Consider the following 20,480-nt stretch of genomic DNA (forward strand, 5'->3'; position numbering starts at 1 on the left):
AACCCGAAACGCACCAACGCACTCCCCGACGTCGGGGCCACTTTCCGCGCCACCCTCGACAAAGTACGCGCCGACCTGCACCCACCACCCGACACCCCACAGGCCGATGCCGATACCGATCTCGCCGAGCGCGACGACCGGAGCTTGCTGGCGCCCACCGACCGAATCCGCCGCACCCGAGTCCCGATCGGGCACGGGTACTACGATCTCGTCGAGATCCTCACCCCCGACCCTGGCCCGGACTCGCCGATCGACACCCGACTCGCCCACCTACTCGGTGACCGCGGACTCTAGACCCGGGGCGTGCTTCCGTTCGGGGTCGGAACCAGCAGCGGCGCAACAGGTCTCGAGGCTCGTCGCTAGCGCTCCTCGGCACCTCGACCACCGGGACGAAAGATCCGCCGGGCTGCTCGACCACCGAAAAGAACGGCTCGAGACCCCCGACAGCCGACATCGAAAAGCCCGCAGCGGTGCTAGACAAGAGGACATGACCAGTCGAGAGCTGCCGAGACCGGCGGCACCGTCGCTGGCGGAGCTGCGTCGGCGCAACAGCGAGAAGTGGCGCACCTACCCCGACGACGTGTTGCCGTTGTTCGTGGCGGAGATGGACTATCCGATCGCGCCGGTCGTGGCCAACGCCATGCGTACCCAGATCGAGACCTCCGACCTCGGCTACGCCGGCACCACCGGCAGTGTGGGACCGGCGTTCTCCGGGTTCGCCGAACGGCACTGGGGCTGGCGCGTCGATCCCGACGACGTGCACCTCACCACCGACGTCAGCGTGGTGATCGTCGAAGCACTCCGGGCCGCGATCTCACCCGGCGACCGAGTGATCATCACGCCGCCGGTGTACCCGCCGTTCTTCGAACTCATCCCGGAAGCCGGCGGCCGCCTCCACCAGGTACCCCTGGTCGCAGACTCGACTCGTCCCACCGGCTACCGCCTCGATCTCGACGCGATCGGCGCGGAGTTCGCTGCAGGGACACGCGCAATCCTGCTGTGCCATCCGCACAATCCGCTCGGCCTCGTGCATCCGCGCGAGGATCTCGTCGCCCTGGCCGAGATGGCCGACGATCACGGTGCCGTCGTCGTCAGCGACGAGATCCACGCCCCGCTGGTGCACCCGCCGGAGGCTCCACCCTTCGTGCCGTTCCTGTCCGTCAGCGGTGCCGCTCGCAAGGTCGGCATCGCCGCCCATTCCGCGAGCAAGGCGTTCAACATCGCCGGCACCAAGTGCGCGCTCACCGTAGTCGGCAGCGACCTCATGCGCGCCGTCGTTCGACGCCAACCGCACGAGGTCGCCTTCCGGACCAGCATTCTCGGCCGTGCAGCCTCCGCGGCCGCCTACACCCACGGCGACGACTACCTCGCAGGGACGCTCAACACCATCGGCGACAGCCTCGACCTGCTGGAGCAGCTTCTCGCACAACATCTTCCGCAGGTCCGCTACACCCGACCGCACGCCTCGTACCTCGCCTGGCTCGACTTCGGCGACACCGGCCTCGGGGACGACCCGGCCGAACCGATCCTCGACGAAGGGCGCGTCGCCCTCCACCGGGGTCCCGCCTTCGGCGATCAGGGCAAAGGATTCGCGCGAATCAACGTCGCGTGCTCACCCGAGGTACTGACCGAAGCGATCGAACGGATTGCGCGCGTCGTCGACGCTCACGGCCAGAACTAGCACCTACGTGCGCCGCGCCCGCAGCACCACGTCGTTGATGTGGTGACCGCCGCCGGCGGGGCGCCCCCGTTCCCGCGTCTCGTGTGTGATCACCTGCCAACCGTCGCCCAGCATCTCGGCGATGTCAATGGAGGACTACCGATGGCAGATCCTCCGATCGAAGATGAGCGGATGGCAGTTCGCTCTGTTCAACCTGTTCTTCATCGTCATCTACCAGAATCTGCTGCTGGTGCTGATCTCCCTGCCGGGTTACACCGCGCTGCGCCATCCCGGCGGTTTCGGTGTGCTCGACGTGATCCTCGCCCTGCTGTTCGTGGCGTTCCTCGCCGGTGAAACCGTTGCCGATCAGCAGCAATGGGAGTTCCATCGCCGCAAGGCGGAGACGCTGGCGCAAGGTGTCGAGCCGCCGTCCCGCTTCCTCACCGAAGGACTGTTCCGGTTTTGCCGACACCCCAATTACTTCTGCGAGCAGGCACAGTGGTGGGTGATCTTCGCGTTCGGCGCGTCGGCGGCCGGCTCGGTGCTGCAGCCGACCGTCCTCGGCGCCGTCCTCTTGACCCTGTTGTTCGTCGGGTCGACGAAGTTCACCGAGTCGATCACCCTGGGCAAGTACCCGGAGTACGCCGACTACCAGCGCCGCACTGCGGGTTTCGTGCCGATGCCACCGCGGCACCGCGCGCTCGGCGCCACGCCGTGACGCCGAGCGCTGGGCCTCATACTTCGGGCGCTACGGCTCACCCCTTGAACGCCGGATCGAGCGAGACCTGGTCGGAGTCCGAGTCGTAGTCGAACATCTCCCCGTAGCGTCCCCAGTCCACGGCGATCGCGAACTGCCGTTCGGCGTCGGCGGTACCGAATCCGCGGCTGAGCAGGTCGAGGAAGAACCCGGCCCGCAATTTGCCGTCGGCACTGCTGCGCAGGGCGCGGATGATGGTGCGTACCAACGGCGCCCGCGTACTGGCCTGGGTGGCGAAGATCTCCTTGCTGTCCTGGATGCTGGCGCCGTCGAAGCGTGTGCCGACCTCGGTGATGTGCAGGTCACCGTCACGGGCCTCCATCAGGCCGAGCAGCACCGCGGCGTCGACGAGCGGGAGGAGGTCGTCGATCTCGAAGTTGAGGGTGGTGGCGAGGTCGGGCAGATCGGCGTCGCCACCTTGCGCGACGAGGATCTCGATGAGTCCGGCGATCCCGCCGACCGACGCGGCGGGCAGCGGCCGGTTCACCGGGGTCGCTTCGGCAGCAACGGCATTCGGCTCGGACGCCGCCACCGACCCGTTCGGGTCGAACCGTCCGGTGAGCACGCCGTACAGCTCGTCGACCAACGACACGAACTGCGGCGACTCCCGATCCCGGGGCCGGGGCATCGGAACCCGTGCCTCGTGGATGATGCGGCCGGGCTTGGAACCGAGGACGACGACGCGGTCGGCGAGCAGCACCGCCTCCTCGATGTTGTGGGTCACGATGCAGATGCTCTTGGTCGGGAAGTCCGATCCGGTCCACAGATCGATCAACTCGTTGCGCAGGTTCTCCGCGGTCAGCACGTCGAGGGCGGAGAACGGCTCGTCCATCAGCAGCAGGTCGGGCTGCAGCACCAACGCCCGCGCGAATCCGACGCGTTGCCTCATGCCGCCAGAAAGCTCACGCGGGTAAGCGGATTCGAATCCGTCCAATCCGATGGTGTCGATGGCGGCCAAGGCCCGCCGACGCCTCTCGTCGGGGCTCACACCGAGTGCGGCCAGCCCGAGCTCGACGTTGGCCTGCACCGTCAGCCAGGGCATCAGCGCGAACGACTGGAAAACCATGGCCGTCGACGCGTTGGCCCCCGACAGCTCCTTGCCGTTGGCGAGTACCGACCCGGTGCTGGCCGGGATCAGCCCGGCGATGATGCGCAGCAGCGTCGACTTACCCGATCCGGAACGGCCGAGAAGGGCGACGATCTCACCCGGTTCGATACGGAGGTCGATGCCGTCGAGCACGGTCAGCACGTCACCGCGCGGGCCGTCGAAACTCTTGGTCAATCCGCTGATCTCGATCAGGGGTGCGGGCCCGGTGGCACCACGGGTCTGCTCGTCGGTGATGGTGACAGTCATGAGATTTCCTCTTTCGCAAGCTGTTTCACAGTGAGTAGCGGCGCTCGGCAAGGGCATAGAGCCGGCGCCAGAAGGCAGCGTTGGTGGCGACGACGAACAGACACATCACGACGATGCCCAGCAACAGCAGCGCGGTGTGTCCCGGCGCCGACGATGCGGTCTGTTCGGCGATGTAGTTGCCCAGTCCGTAGGCATGGTGGTCGGTCCCGTTGTAACTGACGAATTCGGCGACGATGGAGGCGTTCCACGCCCCGCCGGCCGCGGTGATGCCGCCGGTCACGAAACTGGCGAAGATGCCCGGCAGCAACACATATCGCCAACGCAACACCCGGGGCAGCCGCATGTCCCGGGACGCCTCGAGCAGATCGTTGGGGATTGCGCCCGCCCCGGCGATCACGTTGAACAGGATGTACCACTGCGTACCGAGGGCCATCAGGACGATGCCGCCGATGTTCAGCGGAATGTGCCAGGCGATGAACACGGCCATCACCATCGGGAACAAGAAGTTCGCCGGGAAGCTGGCACACACCTGCACCACCGGCTGCAACATCCGGGTCAGCCTCGGGTTGAGGCCGATGATCACACCGATCGGCACCCAGATCGCGCTGGCGACGATCATCAGCGCCACCACGCGGGCCATGGTCGCCAGGCCCATTGCGAATACACTGCCGACGGTGGCGAGATCGGCCCAGGCCGCGATCGATTCGACCACCCGCCAGGTCGTGTAGACCAGAACCGCGAGCACCGCGACGACGAAGACCACATCGCCGGTGCGGCGGCGGGCCGCCGTGGTCGTGGTCACCGGTTGCGTACGGCCACCGAGGAATCCGCAGACCCGATCGAGGAAGGCGGCCACCGGCGCGAACACGATACCCGCGGCCCGGCCGGCGTTCGAGCGGCGCAGCAGCGAGAGCATCATCGATTTGGGTTCCACCCCGGATGCCGAGTTCTCGATACGGAACCGCTCGACCCAGGCGGTCAACGGGCTCCAGAACACCGCGTTGAGGGCGACGACGACGATCACCATCGTCAGGATCGCCCACCAGATCCGGGACAGCTGACCGGCATCCGACGCCGAGGCGACGTAGGCGCCGATCCCCGGCAGTGCGTAGGACTTGCCGCCGACGGTGACCGCCTCCGACGCGGTGAGAAAGAACCACGCACCACCGAAGCTCATCATCGCGTTCCACACCATCGGGATCAGGCCACTGGGCACGTCGAGTCGCCAGAACCGTTGCCAGCGCGTCATTCTCAGGTTCACCGCGGCCTCGGTGAGATCGCGGGGCTGGCTGACGAGCGACTGGTAGAAGGCGAACGTGATGTTCCAGGCCATCGAGGTGAAGATCGCGAAGATCGACGCGCACTCCAGGCCGAGTTCCGATCCGGGGAACAGGGCGACGAAGAACGTCACGGTCACCGACAGGAAGCCGAGAATCGGAACCGATTGCAGGATATCGAGAATCGGCAACAGCACCGTCCGCGCCCGCCGCGACCGGGCTGCCAGCGTCGCGTACACGAGGGTGAACACGATCGACAACCCCAGGCCGATGAACATCCGGAGAAGCGAACGTGCCGCGTAATAGGGAAGTTTCGCGGGATCGGTGTCGATCGACGATGGGGCGCCGGCCAAATCGGCGGGTGCGCCCATGGCGTGGGCCAGGGTGATGATGCACCAGATCAGGGCAGCCGCCCCGACGAGCACCAGGATGTCGGCGGGCCAGGCGCGTGGACGTACCCGTTCGGGCCGCCCGGCGGTCGGCGGCGCGCCCCGACGCAGAACTGTGGTCATGTCTGAAATCCTTTCGCGGACAGCGCAGTTGGTGGACAGTGCCGTTGGCGGACAGTGCCGGTGGCACAAGGGACTCCTCGGGCGTCAGCTACCCGATGGCACAGCAATGAGCGGCCGCGTCGGACCCGTCGTGCGGCAGCGCGAGCACGACGACGGACCGGCGGGCAGCCGGAAGAGTCAGTTGATCAATGGGGGTGGTACCCGCGTCAGCGCCGGGTACCGGATATAGACGGGCCGTCACTCATGTGCCCACCTCCTACGTCTCCTCGTCAGACCTTTGGCACTTCGCGGCGTCACCCGTACGACGACGGGAGCCAATCGGGACTCACCCTTGATCCGAATGAATCTGTCCTGACCCTTGGCGTCTCTCGACGTTCGGGGTCGCTGGCCTGTTTCCGCGAAGGAGCCTCAGCGAACAAGCGCACCTTGCGAAGCAAGGTTGGCACCGAAGTGCGCCGCGCGCAAGCCCGGCACCGCCGACCCCGGCAATCCCGACGACCTGCCACCGTCTGCGGGCCGCATTTCGGGCAAGCCGGTCGCTGCCCGACGCACCTCACCTCGCCGGAACCCGCGCCCCGATGCCCTAGATTGAGTGACATGCTGTGTTCGGGATCGCCGGGGCAGACCCGGCACGCGATGCGATCGTCGGGGCCTGTCTCGCCGGCCACCCGCGGACTCGCGGCGGTGGTTTTCCTCGCTGCCGTTCTGTTCGGACCGCTTCTGCTCGGGACGGGCGCGGCCCACGCCGAGCCGCCGACCCGTCTACCCGAGCCGATCTCCGATCCGGCGGGTGTCCTGTCGGTCGATCAGCGCGCCCAGATCCAGACGGCGACCGACAATCTGTACAACGATCACAGCGTTCAGCTGTGGGTGGTCTACGTCAAGAATTTCGACGGCCAGAACCCCGAGGAGTGGGGTCGCAAGGCCGCCGAGCTCAGTGGGCTCGACGACCACGAGGTGCTACTCGCCGTCGCCACCGAGGACCGTGCCTACTGGTTCGGCACCATCGGCTCCGTTGACGGCGTGACCCAGTCGAACCTGTCCGACATCGCGACCGGCGACATCGTTCCCGCTCTCAAGAAGGGCAACTTTCCGGGCGCCGGGGTAGCAGCCGCCGACGGCCTCTCCGATGCCCTCACCCCGTCGCACACCGGACTGATCGTCGCCGGCTCGGTGGCGGGTGTCGCCGTCGTCGGTGCGGGTGGGATGTGGGTTTACTCCCGTCGGCGCAAACGCCGCGCCCTCGACAGCGGACTCGAGACGCTGCGGGAGCAGGAACTGACCGTCGACCAGTTGGCCGCGCAACCGCTCGATGTGCTCGACCCGTGGTCGCGGGAGGTGCTCACCGACACCGACAATGCGATCCGCACCAGCGAGGAGGAATTGCGGCTCGCGGTCGGCGAGTTCGGTGAGGCGCAGACTGCTCCGTTCACCGCCGCGGTGGCGCGAGCGCGAGAGGCGCTGGCGGCGTCGTTCACGGTGCGCCAGCGTCTCGACGACAACATCCCCGAGACCCCCGACGAGCAACGATCGATGCTGCTGCAGATCATCACCGCCTGCACCGACGCCGACGGCGCCCTCGACGAGCAGGTGGCGGCGTTCGACGAGATGCGCAACCTGCTGATCAACGCCGACGCCCGGTTCGACGAGATCACCCGCCGGCTGGTCGATCTGCGTACCCGCGCCGACGCCTCGGCCGGGCAGCTCGAGGCGCTCGTCTCACGTCACGGAGCGCAACAGTGCGCCTCGATCCTGCACAACGTGGAGCTGGCTCGTCAGGAGATCGGATTCGCCGAGCGCAGCGCCGATCAGGGACGCGAGGCGATCTCCCGGCCGGCCGGAGAACAGGGTCCGGCGGTCGCCGACATCCGCGCCGCGGAGGGCGCGATCACCCAGGCGACCCACCTGCTCGACGCCATCGACAACGCCGAGGGCAACATCGCCGCCGCGCACTCCCAAATGCCCGCGCTGATCACCGAGGTCGAGGGAGAGCTGGCCGAGGCCGCGCAGCTCGGTGCCGACGGCGGGCCGGCGCTGGCGTCGGCGGTCGCTACGGCGACCACGGCCCTGCAGGCCGCGCGCACCGGATTCGACGCCGACCCGCTCGGCGTGTTCACCTCCCTCGTCGACGCCGACGCCGCACTGGACAAGGCTCTCGACGCCGCGCGCGGGGCGGCTGCCGAACGCACCCGGCGGTCCGAGATGCTCGGTGCGGCACTGACATCGGCGCAGGCAAAGGTGTCGGCGGCACGCGATTTCATCGGTACCCGACGCGGTGCGGTGCAGTCGGTCGCGCGGACCCGCCTCTCCGAGGCCGAGCGATTGCTGGCCAGCGCGCAGAACACCGGCGCCACCGATCCCCTCGCAGCCGCCGATGCGGCCCGGCGCGCCGGCTCGCTGGCCGATCAGGCGCTGATGGCCGCGCAGGGAGACGTGGTCGGCTGGCAGCAGGGTCAGCAACCGCGAGCGCACGGATCATCCACGGCCGGAGCGGTTCTCGGTGGCATCCTGGTCGACAGCTTCCTACGCGGAACGATGCGCGGCGGCGGCGGTTTCGGTGGTGGTGGTTTCGGGGGCGGCTACACCAGTGGTGGGCGTAGTCCCGGGTCGTTCGGCGGATCGTCGAGTTCCGGCCGGATCGGGGTCGGCGGTCGGTTCTGAGCGTGCCCGGTCGGTGAGGTCGGGTGGTGCTGCGGCACAATGGGTTCACACAAGGGGTTGCGCGGCACGAGGTTTCAGCGGGCGGCGTTCTTGACGAACTCGGCCGGGGCGCCGGTCGGTGGCCGGGTCCCCGCGAAGAACCCGCCGCGCACATGTCGGCGGGTGGTGTCGTCGTCGGTGGCGCGCGCTGCGGAATGCCACAGGTATCCGTCGTGCAGCAAGATGTCGCCGCGCTCGAGGTAGACACCGATCTCGCCGGGCACCTTCTCGAATCCGAGCGGCATCGCGAACGGCGGTGCGGCGTCGGTCCATCCGCGGGCGGGCACCGCGGTCGCCGGTACCTCGACGTTGTTGATGTTGCGAAACGGTGCGGGTGTGGCCCAGCGATGACTGCCGGGCACCACGCGGAGGAAGCCGTTGGCCGGTGAGGTGGCGTCGATGTGGATGGTGAAGGCCGCCGACGGCCAGATGTCCATGCTGGGGCTGGCCTGCCAATCCGAATGCCAGCCGATGCGCGAGTACCCCGACTCGCGGCCCGGGCGGGCATCTTGGTAGACCACTCCGAACCCGTCGTCGGAACGCAGCCACGCGTTCTCACCGATCGCCGCCCGGACCGCGGCGAGCAACGCCTCGTCGGCCAGGAGTGCGGGCACCGACGGGGCGAGTTCGTTGACGTACTCGACGTAGTTGGCGAATCGTTGCGCCTTCGATGCGTCGTCGAGGAACACCGTCGAACCGTAGCGGGCGTCGAGCTCACCACGAATCACCCTGTCCTGAGCCGAAACACACTCGCGTTCGATCACGGCGATTCCCTCGGCGTCGAGTAGTCCGCGCAGCGTCGCGTACCCGTTCGCGTGATAGAACCGCGCGAGTTCGGTGGTCTGGTCGGGGGTGAAGATGCCCGGTTCGCCGATCATGGGCGTCACGATAGTCCGGTGCGTCGCACCTCGCCGTGCGAGCGCGCACCGGCTGTTCGTCCCGCGTTCACCCGGAGATCTCCGCCGGTTCGACCGGCCTCCCTACGGTCTGACAAGGTTCGCAAACAGCCCTTTGCGGACAATCGTCGTCCACCCCAGTTCCGGAGGTCTTCCTCGTGCGTATTCCGTTGCAGCTGTTCACCTCCGCAGATGACGCCGCCCGCAATGCCGGCGTCGGCACCTCTGCGCGCGCCCGGATCACCTGCCGATACAAGTGCGGTGAGGCCTGCTGGCACGAGCCCGGCAACACCAGCGACAACGCCTACTTCCGGGACATCGTGCGCGCCGGGGTGTCTCGACGTGGATTCCTCAAGGGGTCGGCCGTGGTGGCGGGCAGCGTCGCGGCCACCTCGCTACTCGCGGCCTGTGGTGACGACGCGGCGAGCACCGCGTCGGCGACACCGCGGCCCGGTATGGATTTCACGCCGGTGGCCCCCAACACCACCGACGCGGTGGTGATCCCGGACGGGTATCGCCAGCAGGTGGTGATCCGGTGGGGTGACCCGGTGCTGCCCGGTGCACCCGCTTTCGACTTCGACAACCAGACGCCGCAGGCGCAGGCCATGCAGTTCGGCTTCAACAACGACTTCGCCGGGCTCATCCCGATCGACGGCGTCAATGGTGGCAGCGGTGCTCCCGACCACTTCTATCTGGTGGTGAACCAGGAGTACACGACCGAGGAGTTCATGTTCCGCGGATATGTGCCCAAGGAGCCGACCGAGCAACAGGCCCGCATCTCGATGGCCGCGCACGGGATCACCGTCGTCGAGGTGGCCGCGGTCCCCCGCTCGGGTGCGTTGACTCCGGTTGTCGGGGAACGGAATCGGCGTATCACCGCGTCGACCCCGTTCCGGTTGACCGGGCCGGCGGCCGGCAGCGAATACGTTCGCACCTCGGCGGATCCGGCCGGAACGACCGTGCTCGGCACGATCGGCAACTGCTCCGGTGGCATCACGCCGTGGGGCACGATGCTCTCCGGTGAGGAGAACTTCAACAACTACTTCTCCAACGCGAGTCGGGTGACCGAACCCGCCGCCGTCGAGAACCTCGAGCGCTACTCCTTTGCCGACGACGCCGACTATCACCAGTGGGGTCGCTACGAGACACGCTTTGATCTCGCGCAGGAACCCAACGAGGCCAACAGGTTCGGTTATGTCGTCGAGGTCGATCCGCAGGACCCGGCGTCGACGCCGATCAAGCACAGCGCGCTGGGGAGGCTCAAACACGAGTCGGCGACCATCCATGTGGTGCAGGGTGGTTCGAATGCCGGCACCGTCGTCGCCTACAGCGGCGACGACGAACGCTTCGAGTACATCTACAAATTCGTCTCGAGCCGCAAGGTCTCCGAGGGACGCTCGAAGACCGCGCGTGCGGCGAACCTACGAATCCTCGACGAGGGCACCCTCTACGTCGCGAGCTTCACCGGTGATCATCCCGAACAGATCGACGGCAGCGGCCGGGTACCCGACGGTGGGTTCACCGGCACCGGCCGCTGGCACAAGCTGCTGACCGTCGACGAGAACGGTTCGGCCACTTCTCATGTCGAGGGCATGACACCGCAGCAGGTGGCGGTGTTCACCCGGGTCGCCGCCGACAAGGCCGGTGCCACCAAGATGGACCGTCCCGAGGACATCGAGCCGCATCCGCAGACCGGCAAGGTGTATTGCGCGCTGACCAACAACACCAAACGCGGCACCAAGGGCAAGGCCGCCGCCGACACCGCCAATCCGCGCAACGAGAACAAGAACGGTCAGATCATCGAGATCGACGACGACCATGCGGGGACCGAGTTCACCTGGAATCTGCTTCTGGTGTGCGGGGATCCGGCCGAGGCCGACACCTACTACGCTGGCTTCGACAAGACCGCGGTGAGCCCGATCTCGTGCCCGGACAACGTGGCCTTCGATCCGCACGGCAACCTGTGGATCTCCACCGACGGCAACGCCCTCGACAGCAACGACGGTCTCTTCGCGGTCGCGCTCGACGGACCTCGACGCGGCGAGACCAAACAGTTCCTCACCGTGCCGGCCGGCGGTGAGACGTGCGGTCCGATCATCACCGACGACCGCGTCGTGGTGTGCGTGCAGCACCCCGGCGAGGATGACGACCACTCCGCGGACAATCCGATGTCGCACTGGCCCGACGGTGGAAACTCGCAACCGCGGCCCTCGGTGGTGGCGGTGTGGCGCGACGGAGGCGCGATCGGCGTCAACGCCTGACGTCGCGGCCCCAGACGAAGTACGCGATGGGGCCGAAGAAATTCACGAAGGACGCGGCCACCCACGCCCGCTTGGTGCCGCGGATCTCGGCTGCCGGGCGGCGGGACAGATCCCACAGTGCCGCCGCCTGCAGCGCGACCTGCGCGAACGCGCCGACGCGGATCGCGGTCCGCGACCGTGGGGACAGTTCGGAGAACTTCTTCTTGCGTCGGGTCACACAGGTCACAGTACCCACCGCTTTTATTTCGCATCTCTAAGTATTAGACTTACGAAGTGTGACCGCCACGCATCAGGACACCGCTTCCCTCGCCCGAGCCATTCGCCCGGACCTGACCCGTCTGTACCTGATGTTGCGACGCCACACACCGATTCCCGAGTATTCGTCGGCCCAGGCGTCCGGCCTGGCGACCCTGCTCGACCACGGACCGATGCGCATGGGTGACTTCGCCGCCCGCGAATCCATCCGCATGCCCACCGCCACCAGCCTCGTCGACGGTCTCATCCGCAACGGGCTGGTCCTACGCGAACCCGATCCCACCGATCGCCGCGCCGTGCTGGTCTCACTGACCGACCACGGCCGGGCGGTGCTCCAACGGGTCCGCGAACAGCGCGATGACGTGCTGGCACACGCCATCGCCGAACTCTCCGACGACGACCGCGCCGCGCTGGCCGCCGCCGCACCGGCCCTGCGAGCGCTGCACGAAGTGCTCGAGGGCACCGTTCCGACACGTCAACGAGGAGACCAATGACCACCCGAACACCGGCTGCCACAGCCACATCCGACGAGCACTCACTGCTCGCCACCTTCGCCGCACAACCCCGTACGGTCTGGGTGACCGCGTTCGCCGCGGTCATCGCGTTCATGGGTATCGGGCTGGTCGACCCGATCCTCAACAGCATCGCCGAGGCGCTCAACGCGCCGCCGGACAAGCTGACCCTGCTCTTCGGCGTGTACGTCGGCGTGCAGTGCGTCGCCATGCTGATCACCGGGTGGTCTGCCTACCGCTTCGGCCCGAAACGCACACTGACCGTGGGCCTTTCACTCATCGTCCTCGCCGCGGCCATCTCCGCGTTCGCCGGCGGCATCGACCAGCTGATCGCCTACCGGGTGATCTGGGGACTGGGCAACGCGCTGTTCATCGCCACCGCACTCGCCTTCATCGTGAGCTCGGCCAAGGGCTCGACGCACGGCGCGATCATGCTGTACGAGGCCGCATTGGGCGTCGGCCTGGCCGTCGGACCATTACTCGGGGCGATCCTCGGCTCGTGGACCTGGCGTGCACCGTTCGGCGGCACCGCGATCCTCATGCTGATCGGCGCCATCCTGTGCGCGGTGATGCTCCCCGCCGACGGGCCGCGCACGTCCCGTGAGCCGGTGGCGATCCTCGATCCCATCAAGGCGCTGCGCAACCGTACCCTGCTGATCACCTCGATCGGCTCCGCCTTCTACACCGGCGCTCTGTTCACCGTCATCGCCTGGGCGCCGATTGCCATGGGGCTCAAGCCCATCTGGGCCGGACTGATCTTCTTCGGTTGGGGTCTGCTCACCGCACTCGCCGGTGTCTTCGTCGCGCCGCGCATCGCCGAGGCACTCGGTCAGCGTGGTGGAGTGATGTCGGCGATCGCCGCGTACGCCGTGGTGATGGCGCTGGCCGGCGTCGGCACGTTCACCGGTCACGTGTGGCTGATCGGCCTCGCCGTCGTCCTGTCGGGTATCCCGTCCGGTGTGCTCAACACGCTGTTCACCGGTGTCGCGATGGGATCGGGTGACGGCTCGACGCCGCGGTCGGTCTCGAGCGCCGGCTACTCGTTCCTGCGGTGGGCCGGTGCGGCGGTGGCCGCTGTCCTCGTCGCACATCTCGCCGAGTGGTTCTCCTCGACGGCTGCCCCGTGGTGGTTCGCCGCCGCGTACTGCGTGGTCGCCGTCATCGCGGTGAGCTTCGTCCGCACCACCGGCGCCGAATCCCACGAGGTGGCCGAAGAAGCGGTGCTCGTCGGGGCCGAGGAGTACTGAAGTACTCAGACCCGTTCTCATCCACGACCGCTCACCCTCCGGTGGGCGGTCGTCGTGTGTCGCTGGTGTGTGTCAGTCCAACCAATCCAGCACCGACGCGGCGGTCCAACTCTGCTGCATGCTGCCGAGCGGTTCGCCGGTGAAGGGTTCGTAGTACTCGGCGAAGGCGCCGTCGGTGGCCTGACGCAGACCTTCCTCGCGCAGTCGCGCCGATCGCTCGGGCCAGCCCCGCCGCGCGAACGCCCAACTGAACAACCACGTCATCACCGGCCAGACCGGGCCGCGCCAGTACTCGCGCGACCGGAAGTCCGCGGAGATCGGCGACGTCGACGGCGGCACGGCGTAACGCAGGTCCGGATGTCCGCAGAACCGCGGTCCGTCGAACAGGCGGAGCAGTGCACGCTCCTGCTCGCGCGACAGGCCGCCGCACAGCAGCGGCGCGAACTGCGCGATCGTCTCGGTGGTGATCCACCTGTCGGCCCGGAGGTCGAAATCCCTTGCTGCGCCGTTACGTTCGTTGGACGCCGCGGCCACACCGGTCCGGTAACGATCGGCCCAGGCCCGCAGGTCCCGGACGTCGGACCGCGGTTTGGAGTAGTCCTCCCCGATGGTCGCCAGCACGTCGCAGGCGAGCGAGAAGATGGCACTGACGAAAACGTCCTCCACGGCGAAACTCATCACCTTGGGGAGCAACTCGTCGTCGTAGTTGGCGCGCTTCATCTCCTCGACCAGCCAGATATAGCGGTCGTACTCGTGGTCGGTGGGTCGCATCGACAGGTCGGTGACGTGGTCGAGGTCGGCGCGCTGGTACGGGGGGAGATCGTCGCCGGGGGTCACCCCCGCGTAGGGCTTGTCCCAGCGCGGGGAGTTGTCCATCCCTGACTCCCACCCGTGATAGATCGTGATGCGTCCACGACCGTTGGGGTCACGGGCGTGCGCGAGCCAGCGGTGCCAGCGCACGAGGGCGCCCCACCGCCGGTCGATGAACTCGTTGGCCATCGAGCGGGTGGTGCGACCGTGGCGTCGCGAGTGGTCCAGGATGCGTTGCACGGCGATCGCGTGCACGGGCGGCTGGGTGATCCCGGAGGTGTCGGGGTAGTCCGGTGCGCACTCGGCCAGGCGCGCGCACTCCCAGCGTCGGGGTCCGGGGAAGTAGCCGTCGCGGCCATTGGCGAACACGATGTGCGGGATCATCCCGTTGGACCACTGCGCCGAGAGCAACGTGTCCATCTCGATGACCGCGCGTTCCACCGACAGCGGCGCCAGTCCCACGGTGACGAACGCCGCATCCCAACTCCACATGTGCGGGTACAGGCGAGGGGCGGCACTGGTCATCGTGCCCAGGTCGTTGCCGCGCAACAGGTACGCGGCGCGTGCCGCGAGCTGGGTGGGGGTGAAACCGTTGCGCGCCATGCGGAGATTCTGCCCCGCCGTGCTCATCGGCGCCGGATGAGGATCGGCCGGCGCCGCAATGCCGGGTTCTAAGCTCGGATCATGTCCACCGCATTGATCACCGGGGCCAGTCGCGGCCTCGGCGCCGCCATCGCCCGTCAACTCGCCCCGACCCACGATCTGCTACTCGGCGGGCGGCCGTCGGCTGAGCTCGACGCGCTGGCCACAGAATTGGACGGCGCCGGGAGCGGAGCGAGCGGGCCGAATAGTCACCGCGCATCGACGTTTGCGGTCGACTTGACCGATCACGAGGAGGTGGAGGCGGCCGCGGAGGCCATCTCGTCGCTGGATGTGCTCGTGCACAGCGCGGGTGTCGGGAGCAGTTTGTTGCCGGTCGGGGAGACTCCCGTCGACGAATGGCGTCACCTTCTCGAGGTCAATCTCATCGCGGCGGCGGAGCTGACCCGCGTCCTGCTCCCGGCGCTGCGTGCATCGGGCGGGCACGTCGTCTTCATCAACTCGGGTGCGGGCCTGCGCGCCAATCCGGGCTGGGCCGCCTACGCGGCGAGCAAGTTCGGGCTGCGCGCGCTCGCCGACGCGCTACGCCTCGAGGAACCATCGTTGCGGGTCACGTCGGTCTTCCCCGGTCGGATCGACACCGACATGCAGCGCGACCTGATCGCCATCGAGGGCAAGGAGTACGACCCGGGTCAGTTCCTCAAGCCGGAGACCGTCGCGGCGGCCGTCGTACATGCCATCCACACTCCTGCCGATGCCCATCCCGCCGAGATCGTGCTGCGGCCGACGGGGCGATGACCGCCGATCAGTGTGACGTTGTGCCCGGTTTCCGGGCTCAACGTCACACGTGATGGCGACTCAGAGCTGGACGAGGTCGCTGGGTTGCCACACCGCTCGCATCGAGGCGATCTTGCCGTCGGCGTCGAAGACCATGATGTCGACCGGGGTGATCTCGAAGCGCATGCCGGAGGTTCCGGTGACGAGGGTGAACTCGAAGACCGCGGTGTCGCCGGCGATCTTCTTCCACTTGAGCGTCGCGGTGCGCTCGTCCATGTTCGTGATGATCGAGTAGAACTCGACGAGTTGCTCGCGGGTGTTGCGAACGTCGGCGCCGATCGGGTCCTCGACGGTCGCGTCGGGTGCGTAGAGGTCGGCGATCTGTTCGGCGGTGCCGTTGGTCAGGAAGTCGATGTAGTTCTCGACGACCTCGGTGATCCGGGCCTGCGCCCTATCGGAGTCCTGCGCACTGCTGTCCTGTTCGACGCTCATCGAGTGTCCCCTCTGCTGAAGAATTAGAACGTGTTCTCGTTTGACGATAGCAGCGGCGTGCGCAGAGTTGAGTGACATTGAGCGATAGGCAATACTATTAACTATTCATAATCTGCGGGCCTACCTATCGGCTCCCCCAACGCGGAAGGACAACGCGCTTGGTCTCCGTCCGTCTCCATGGTGATTGCGGAGATGGCGGCGGATCTGACGAGCCGTTTCGCGGTGGCCGGCACCGACTCGACGGGCAGCCGAAAAAGCCCTCGCTGCAGAGGGCGGTGGTCATCCAGGCGGCTGCCACGGTCCTGACTATTGCGCTGTTCAGTCCTGCACTACTTCTCCTGGGGTTATGGAATGGCGACTCGATCGGCACCGCGGCTGCCGCGGCGCCATCGCTCACTGCATCGATGTTGTCGATCCTGTCCTCCGGAGGGACAGCTGTATTTCCACCTGGCTATTCGCTGCGACAGCGGGTCGCAGCGAAGCGGCTTCTGGGATTCTCATACGCGGGCGTCGGCGTGTTGATCGGCTCGGTCACCTATATGGCGACCTCCTCGGAATCGCTCAGGCTTGTCCTGGTGTGGTCGGCCACGGGCATCGCTCTCCACGAATGTAGCTACGTGTGGGCGACCGCTCGGGCGCGGAAATGACGGCCGGCAGGATTGCGGCCCCGGCCAAGGCGGCTCGAGGTCATCCGGACAACCGATACCCACAGCTGTCCGCACAGCATCGGACATCGCGAATTTGATAGGTTCGCGCACACACTGTGTGTCCGACAACGGCGCGGACGCGATCATCGGTTCGTCGAGGGAGCCCCATGAGCCAGCCACCGGGAGACGGCTCTCGGGATCCGGGGTGGGTGGCGCCGGGAGCGGAGCGAGCGGGCCACGATCGACTGGCGCCGGGAGCGGAGCGAGCGGGCCACGATCCACTGGCGCCGGGAGCGGAGCGAGCGGGCCACGATCCACTGGCGCCGGGAGCGGAGCGAGCGGGCCACGATGCGCCGGCGCCGGGAGCGGAGCGAGCGGGCCACATTCCACCGGCGCCATCAGGCCCGGTCGACGAGTGGACGCCGACACCACCGCCTCCGCCGACCACCGGCCCCCAGTGGGGGACTGCGGTCGGCGAGCAGCCGGGCGACGCCTCGCAGAATCCCCGGTATATGCCAGGCCACTTCGGTCCCCCGCCGACACACAAACCCGGCATCATCCCGCTGCGTCCGCTGAACGTCGGCGATCTGATCAGCGGGACGTTCGCGGCGATCTTCGGTAATCCGCGCGTCTACTTCGGGTGGTCGGCGGTGGTGAGTGCGGTCGTCTCGGTCGGCGGCCTCCTGGTCTCGGTGGTTGTTCGGATGGTGAGCGACTCGGGACTCTTCGATGCGGAAGCATGGCTGGCCGGCGGGCCCGACGCGATATCGGACGCCGCGTGGGTCGGGCGATGGATGCTCGCCGGACTGGTGGCGTACCCGGTCGCCCGCGATGTCATGGGAGCCCGCTCGGGGTGGGTCGAGTCGTGGCGATTCATGCGCGGATCGATCTGGCGAATCCTCGGCGGCACAGCGCTTCTCGGGCTGGTGACTCTCGTGTGCTTCATTCCTGCCCTGGTTCTGATCGAGCTCGGTCTCGATTCGGCGGGCGTCGGTACGCTCGTCGCGGTGCTGATCATCACCGCGGTGCTGGTGCTCGGATACTCGTGGCTCTACATCCGGATGTCGCTGACGGTGCCCGCGGCCGCCGTCGAGGGTCTGGGTCCCGTTGCCGCCCTGGCGCGTTCGGTCACACTGACCCGGCGATCGTTCGGCCGCTACTTCGCTGTGGTCCTGTTGCTGAACCTCATCACCGTGGTCATCGAGCTCGTGCTTGCGCAGGTCGTCGATGCGGTGACCGGCCTCGGCGGTGGTGTGCTCGGTGGTGTCGTCGCCGTCGTGCTGGCGGTGCTCGTCGCAGCGCTCGTACAGCCGCTGATCGCGGTGGCGTCGGCACTGATGCATGTCGATGTCCGAATCCGCAAGGAGGGCTTCGATATCGAACTGAACCAGTCCTTGTCCGGAGGGGGTGTGCCGTGGGCGCCGCGCTGACCGTGCTGGCCGACGGCTTGACGCCGGGCAACGACGAGGCTCGCCAGTGGGCCCGCGATGCGTGGTCGGATTCGCGGGGTTCGGGACCCAGCGCCGCCGACCGGCTCGGCGACGACATCGGGCGCTGGATCACCGATCGCCTGCTCGATGTGGTGGGTGCGGGCAAGACCGTGCCGGGCATCATCGCTATCATCGCGGCACTCGTGGTGGTCGCCCTGCTGATCTACGGCATCAGATTCATGCGCCGTACCCCGCGTACCGCTGCCGCCGACGTCGATCGCAGTGTGCTGTCCGACGATCCGTCATCGGCGCGCACCTTGCGCGCCCGCGCCGAATCGTTGCTCGCAGAAGGAGACACGAACGGTGCCGTCGTCTTCGCGATGCGCGCTCTGACCCGACGCTGCATCGAGCGCACCGTGCTCGACGATCTGCCGTCGTTGACCGCACACGAGGTCGCGACCCGGCTGCGCCCGGTGTTCGCCGACCATGCGGCCGATCTGGGCGCGGCCGCCGACCTGTTCGACCGCGTCGCCTACGGTCATGCATCGGCGACGGCCGACGAGGCCCGACGACTGTTGACCCTCGACGCCGAGCTGCGTTCGGCACGACCGTCCGCGGAGAACGGCGTCGGCTCCGGCGCAACGTATGCGGTGCCACGATGAGCACGCCGAACACCACACCGACACTCGAGAAGACCGGCGGGGAGCCGAATACGCCGGGACCTGGACGGACTCGATCAGGGCGTTGGCTGTGGTGGGTGGTCGGCGGTGTCGTCGTTGCGGTGGTCCTCGTACTCGCGGTGCTCGCGCTGGTTTCCGCGGCCGGGAACCGCTCGTCGAACACCACCCCGCTCGATCCCGGCAATCGTGGCTCCGACGGAACGAGCGCGCTCGCGTCCATCATCGACGACCACGGCGTGAACGTCTCGGTCGTCCGCGGTCTCGACAGCCTGCGGACGACTTCGACCCCCGGTGCCGACACCACCGTGGTCATCAGCGGCCAGACGGTGATCTCCACCGACGTCGCCGAAGCCATCTACGACCGGGTGCGGTCGGCGCATCGGGTCGTCCTGATCGATCCGTCGTACCCACTGCTCGCCGCCTTCACCTCGCAGGTCAGCACCTCCTACGGCGAAAGCCTCCTATCGGTGAGCAAGGCCGACTGCACCCTTGAGGGCATCTCACCCTCCGACGTCGTCACCTCCGACCCGGGAAACGGCTTTGCCGGCGGACTGAATACGACGACCGGTGTGACTCAATGCTTCTCACGCGGACAGAACAATGGCGTCAACATGGTCAGCGTGCCCGCCGATCTGGGCGGCCCGCCGGTGGTGGCGATGACCGCCCCGATGACCCTCAACCAGAATCTGGCGCGCTACGACAACTCCGGCGTCGCGATACGCACCATTGCCACCACCGATCATGTCCTCTGGTACGTCCCGCAACGCGATGACAAGGTGTCGGATCAGAATTCGAACTCCGACCAGCACAGCTCTCAATCGGTGTTCCCGCGGGCCGTCGGGCCGTTGTTCCTGCTGGCGTTCTTCGCGGTGCTGGCGCTGATCCTCTGGCAGGGACGGCGCTTCGGCCCGCTGGCGACCGAGCCGTTGCCCGCCGTCGTCAAGGCCATCGAGACCACCCGGTCGCGCGGCCGCATGTACCGCCGGGCCGGCGCCGCCGACCGGGCGGCGGCCGTGCTGCGTGTGCACACCATCGCCGGGATCGCCGGGTATCTGGGACTGCCGTACGACCCCGGCCATGCTCTCGACACCCTCGACGAACCGGATGTCCACACGTCCTCGACCGATCCCGCTCTGGCTGCGATCATCTCGGCCGTCGCCGACGCCACCGGCCGGGACCCGGCGCAGGTGAGCGCTCTACTCGCCGGCCCGCTGCCGACCACCGATCCCGACCTGGTTCGGTTCACCGACGCCCTGACCGCCCTCGACAAGGAAGTCCTCCGCAGACCATGAATCCCGAGACACCCGCCGCTTCCACGTACTCCCCCACCGACATCCCGCCGCGTGATCTGCGTGCCGCGTTGAGCGCGGTGCGCGGCGAGGTCGCCAAAGCCGTCGTGGGTCAGGATCCGGCCGTCGCCGGTATCCTCATCACATTGCTGTGCCGCGGCCACATCCTTCTCGAAGGTGTTCCGGGCGTGGCGAAGACGTTGCTGGTGCGCTCGGTCGCGGCAGCGTTGTCCGTCGACACCAAACGCGTGCAGTTCACTCCCGATCTGATGCCCGGTGACGTCACCGGCTCGCTGATCTTCGACAACGCCACCTCCGACGTCA

General features: G+C 67.6%; 17 protein-coding genes, 2 pseudogenes and 1 riboswitch. Of the genes and pseudogenes, 12 read left to right on the forward strand and 7 right to left on the reverse strand.

All coding sequences use genetic code 11. The features are described 5' to 3' along the window. Nucleotides 1-294, forward strand: a pseudogene (locus tag GOPIP_RS02720) (HNH endonuclease); the annotation flags it as partial. A gap of 193 nt (nucleotides 295-487) precedes the next feature. After that, nucleotides 488-1,681, forward strand: coding sequence for a MalY/PatB family protein (locus GOPIP_RS02725; RefSeq protein ID WP_006368001.1), 1,194 nt, complete (start codon nucleotides 488-490; stop codon nucleotides 1,679-1,681). A 3-nt stretch (nucleotides 1,682-1,684) separates the two neighbouring features. Here the strand turns inward: GOPIP_RS02725 and GOPIP_RS29345 are convergent. Next, nucleotides 1,685-1,807: pseudogene (locus tag GOPIP_RS29345) on the reverse strand (class I SAM-dependent methyltransferase); the annotation flags it as partial. Between GOPIP_RS29345 and GOPIP_RS02730 the strand changes: the two are divergent. Continuing rightward, on the forward strand, nucleotides 1,803-2,378 hold the full coding sequence (locus GOPIP_RS02730; RefSeq protein WP_373278821.1) for a DUF1295 domain-containing protein: 576 nt from the start codon (nucleotides 1,803-1,805) through the stop codon (nucleotides 2,376-2,378). The pseudogene GOPIP_RS29345 and the gene GOPIP_RS02730 overlap by 5 nt on opposite strands. 37 nt (nucleotides 2,379-2,415) lie before the next feature. Here GOPIP_RS02730 and GOPIP_RS02735 read toward each other — a convergent pair whose 3' ends face one another. Both GOPIP_RS02735 and GOPIP_RS02740 read right to left on the reverse strand, forming a co-directional pair. Further along, on the reverse strand, nucleotides 2,416-3,771 hold the full coding sequence (locus GOPIP_RS02735) for an ABC transporter ATP-binding protein (protein WP_006368005.1): 1,356 nt from the start codon (nucleotides 3,769-3,771) through the stop codon (nucleotides 2,416-2,418). A gap of 25 nt (nucleotides 3,772-3,796) precedes the next feature. Further along, nucleotides 3,797-5,560: an ABC transporter permease gene (locus GOPIP_RS02740; protein WP_006368006.1), complete on the reverse strand. Its 1,764-nt coding sequence runs from the start codon at nucleotides 5,558-5,560 to the stop codon at nucleotides 3,797-3,799. A 254-nt stretch (nucleotides 5,561-5,814) separates the two neighbouring features. Then, a riboswitch (M-box (ykoK) riboswitch) is annotated at nucleotides 5,815-5,987 on the reverse strand. Nucleotides 5,988-6,157: 170 nt separating this feature from the next. Here GOPIP_RS02740 and GOPIP_RS02745 point away from each other — a divergent pair. Further along, on the forward strand, nucleotides 6,158-8,221 hold the full coding sequence (locus GOPIP_RS02745; RefSeq protein ID WP_006368007.1) for a TPM domain-containing protein: 2,064 nt from the start codon (nucleotides 6,158-6,160) through the stop codon (nucleotides 8,219-8,221). Between the two features lie 74 nt (nucleotides 8,222-8,295). Here the strand turns inward: GOPIP_RS02745 and GOPIP_RS02750 are convergent, their stop codons facing one another. Next, a complete protein-coding gene (locus GOPIP_RS02750; RefSeq protein ID WP_020172957.1) occupies nucleotides 8,296-9,138 on the reverse strand; it encodes a phytanoyl-CoA dioxygenase family protein in 843 nt (280 codons plus the stop codon). 176 nt (nucleotides 9,139-9,314) lie between these two features. On the opposite strand from GOPIP_RS02750, the gene GOPIP_RS02755 reads away from it, so the two are divergent. Further along, a complete protein-coding gene (locus GOPIP_RS02755) occupies nucleotides 9,315-11,417 on the forward strand; it encodes a PhoX family protein (protein ID WP_006368009.1) in 2,103 nt (700 codons plus the stop codon). On the opposite strand, the gene GOPIP_RS02760 is transcribed toward GOPIP_RS02755, so the two are convergent. Continuing rightward, nucleotides 11,407-11,634 carry a PLDc N-terminal domain-containing protein gene (locus GOPIP_RS02760; RefSeq protein WP_014362078.1) on the reverse strand — a complete coding sequence of 76 codons (228 nt, stop codon included), beginning with the start codon at nucleotides 11,632-11,634 and terminating at the stop codon, nucleotides 11,407-11,409. The two genes, GOPIP_RS02755 and GOPIP_RS02760, sit on opposite strands and share 11 nt — an antisense overlap. Nucleotides 11,635-11,692: 58 nt before the next feature. On the opposite strand from GOPIP_RS02760, the gene GOPIP_RS02765 reads away from it, so the two are divergent. Together GOPIP_RS02765 and GOPIP_RS02770 are read left to right on the forward strand one after the other, a co-directional pair. Continuing rightward, the gene (locus GOPIP_RS02765; RefSeq protein ID WP_006368011.1) at nucleotides 11,693-12,166 is read left to right on the forward strand and encodes a MarR family winged helix-turn-helix transcriptional regulator; all 474 of its coding nucleotides are present in this window, start codon (nucleotides 11,693-11,695) and stop codon (nucleotides 12,164-12,166) included. Continuing rightward, the gene (locus GOPIP_RS02770) at nucleotides 12,163-13,431 is read left to right on the forward strand and encodes an MFS transporter (protein ID WP_006368012.1); all 1,269 of its coding nucleotides are present in this window, start codon (nucleotides 12,163-12,165) and stop codon (nucleotides 13,429-13,431) included. The genes GOPIP_RS02765 and GOPIP_RS02770 overlap by 4 nt, the downstream gene beginning before the upstream one ends. Before the next feature lie 72 nt (nucleotides 13,432-13,503). Here GOPIP_RS02770 and ggh read toward each other — a convergent pair whose 3' ends face one another. Further along, entirely contained in the window at nucleotides 13,504-14,844 is a 1,341-nt protein-coding gene (gene ggh / locus GOPIP_RS02775; RefSeq protein WP_006368013.1) for a glucosylglycerate hydrolase, read from the reverse strand. An 81-nt stretch (nucleotides 14,845-14,925) separates the two neighbouring features. Here ggh and GOPIP_RS02780 point away from each other — a divergent pair, with 81 nt between their 5' ends. Then, complete coding sequence (locus GOPIP_RS02780) at nucleotides 14,926-15,639, forward strand: SDR family oxidoreductase (protein ID WP_006368014.1); 714 nt, start codon at nucleotides 14,926-14,928, stop codon at nucleotides 15,637-15,639. Between the two features lie 60 nt (nucleotides 15,640-15,699). On the opposite strand, the gene GOPIP_RS02785 is transcribed toward GOPIP_RS02780, so the two are convergent. Beyond that, on the reverse strand, nucleotides 15,700-16,110 hold the full coding sequence (locus GOPIP_RS02785; RefSeq protein ID WP_006368015.1) for a nuclear transport factor 2 family protein: 411 nt from the start codon (nucleotides 16,108-16,110) through the stop codon (nucleotides 15,700-15,702). Between the two features lie 814 nt (nucleotides 16,111-16,924). Between GOPIP_RS02785 and GOPIP_RS02795 the strand changes: the two genes are divergently transcribed. From GOPIP_RS02795 to GOPIP_RS02810, 4 genes are all read left to right on the forward strand, one after another. Beyond that, nucleotides 16,925-18,187: a hypothetical protein gene (locus tag GOPIP_RS02795; protein WP_280110113.1), complete on the forward strand. Its 1,263-nt coding sequence runs from the start codon at nucleotides 16,925-16,927 to the stop codon at nucleotides 18,185-18,187. Then, nucleotides 18,172-18,849 (forward strand): DUF4129 domain-containing protein, encoded by a 678-nt coding sequence (locus tag GOPIP_RS02800; protein WP_006368018.1) that lies wholly within the window; start codon nucleotides 18,172-18,174, stop codon nucleotides 18,847-18,849. Before GOPIP_RS02795 ends, GOPIP_RS02800 begins: the two co-directional genes overlap by 16 nt. Next, on the forward strand, nucleotides 18,846-20,159 hold the full coding sequence (locus GOPIP_RS02805; protein ID WP_244421104.1) for a DUF4350 domain-containing protein: 1,314 nt from the start codon (nucleotides 18,846-18,848) through the stop codon (nucleotides 20,157-20,159). The genes GOPIP_RS02800 and GOPIP_RS02805 overlap by 4 nt, the downstream gene beginning before the upstream one ends. Continuing rightward, a partial coding sequence (locus GOPIP_RS02810; RefSeq protein ID WP_006368020.1) for an AAA family ATPase occupies nucleotides 20,156-20,480 on the forward strand: 325 nt, incomplete at its 3' end. The genes GOPIP_RS02805 and GOPIP_RS02810, both read left to right, overlap by 4 nt.

It is taken from the genome of Gordonia polyisoprenivorans NBRC 16320 = JCM 10675 (assembly GCF_000241325.1).
In the GTDB taxonomy this organism is placed as follows: Bacteria; Actinomycetota; Actinomycetes; order Mycobacteriales; family Mycobacteriaceae; genus Gordonia; species Gordonia polyisoprenivorans.

Coding starts and splice junctions, on each gene's coding strand:
- GOPIP_RS02725 (WP_006368001.1), top strand. CDS start 488: ATGACCAGTCGAGAGCTGCCGAGACCGGCGGCACCGTCGCTGGCGGAG.
- GOPIP_RS02730 (WP_373278821.1), top strand. CDS start 1,803: ATGTCAATGGAGGACTACCGATGGCAGATCCTCCGATCGAAGATGAGC.
- GOPIP_RS02735 (WP_006368005.1), bottom strand. CDS start 3,771: ATGACTGTCACCATCACCGACGAGCAGACCCGTGGTGCCACCGGGCCC.
- GOPIP_RS02740 (WP_006368006.1), bottom strand. CDS start 5,560: ATGACCACAGTTCTGCGTCGGGGCGCGCCGCCGACCGCCGGGCGGCCC.
- GOPIP_RS02745 (WP_006368007.1), top strand. CDS start 6,158: ATGCTGTGTTCGGGATCGCCGGGGCAGACCCGGCACGCGATGCGATCG.
- GOPIP_RS02750 (WP_020172957.1), bottom strand. CDS start 9,138: ATGATCGGCGAACCGGGCATCTTCACCCCCGACCAGACCACCGAACTC.
- GOPIP_RS02770 (WP_006368012.1), top strand. CDS start 12,163: ATGACCACCCGAACACCGGCTGCCACAGCCACATCCGACGAGCACTCA.
- ggh (WP_006368013.1), bottom strand. CDS start 14,844: ATGGCGCGCAACGGTTTCACCCCCACCCAGCTCGCGGCACGCGCCGCG.
- GOPIP_RS02780 (WP_006368014.1), top strand. CDS start 14,926: ATGTCCACCGCATTGATCACCGGGGCCAGTCGCGGCCTCGGCGCCGCC.
- GOPIP_RS02785 (WP_006368015.1), bottom strand. CDS start 16,110: ATGAGCGTCGAACAGGACAGCAGTGCGCAGGACTCCGATAGGGCGCAG.
- GOPIP_RS02795 (WP_280110113.1), top strand. CDS start 16,925: ATGAGCCAGCCACCGGGAGACGGCTCTCGGGATCCGGGGTGGGTGGCG.
- GOPIP_RS02805 (WP_244421104.1), top strand. CDS start 18,846: ATGAGCACGCCGAACACCACACCGACACTCGAGAAGACCGGCGGGGAG.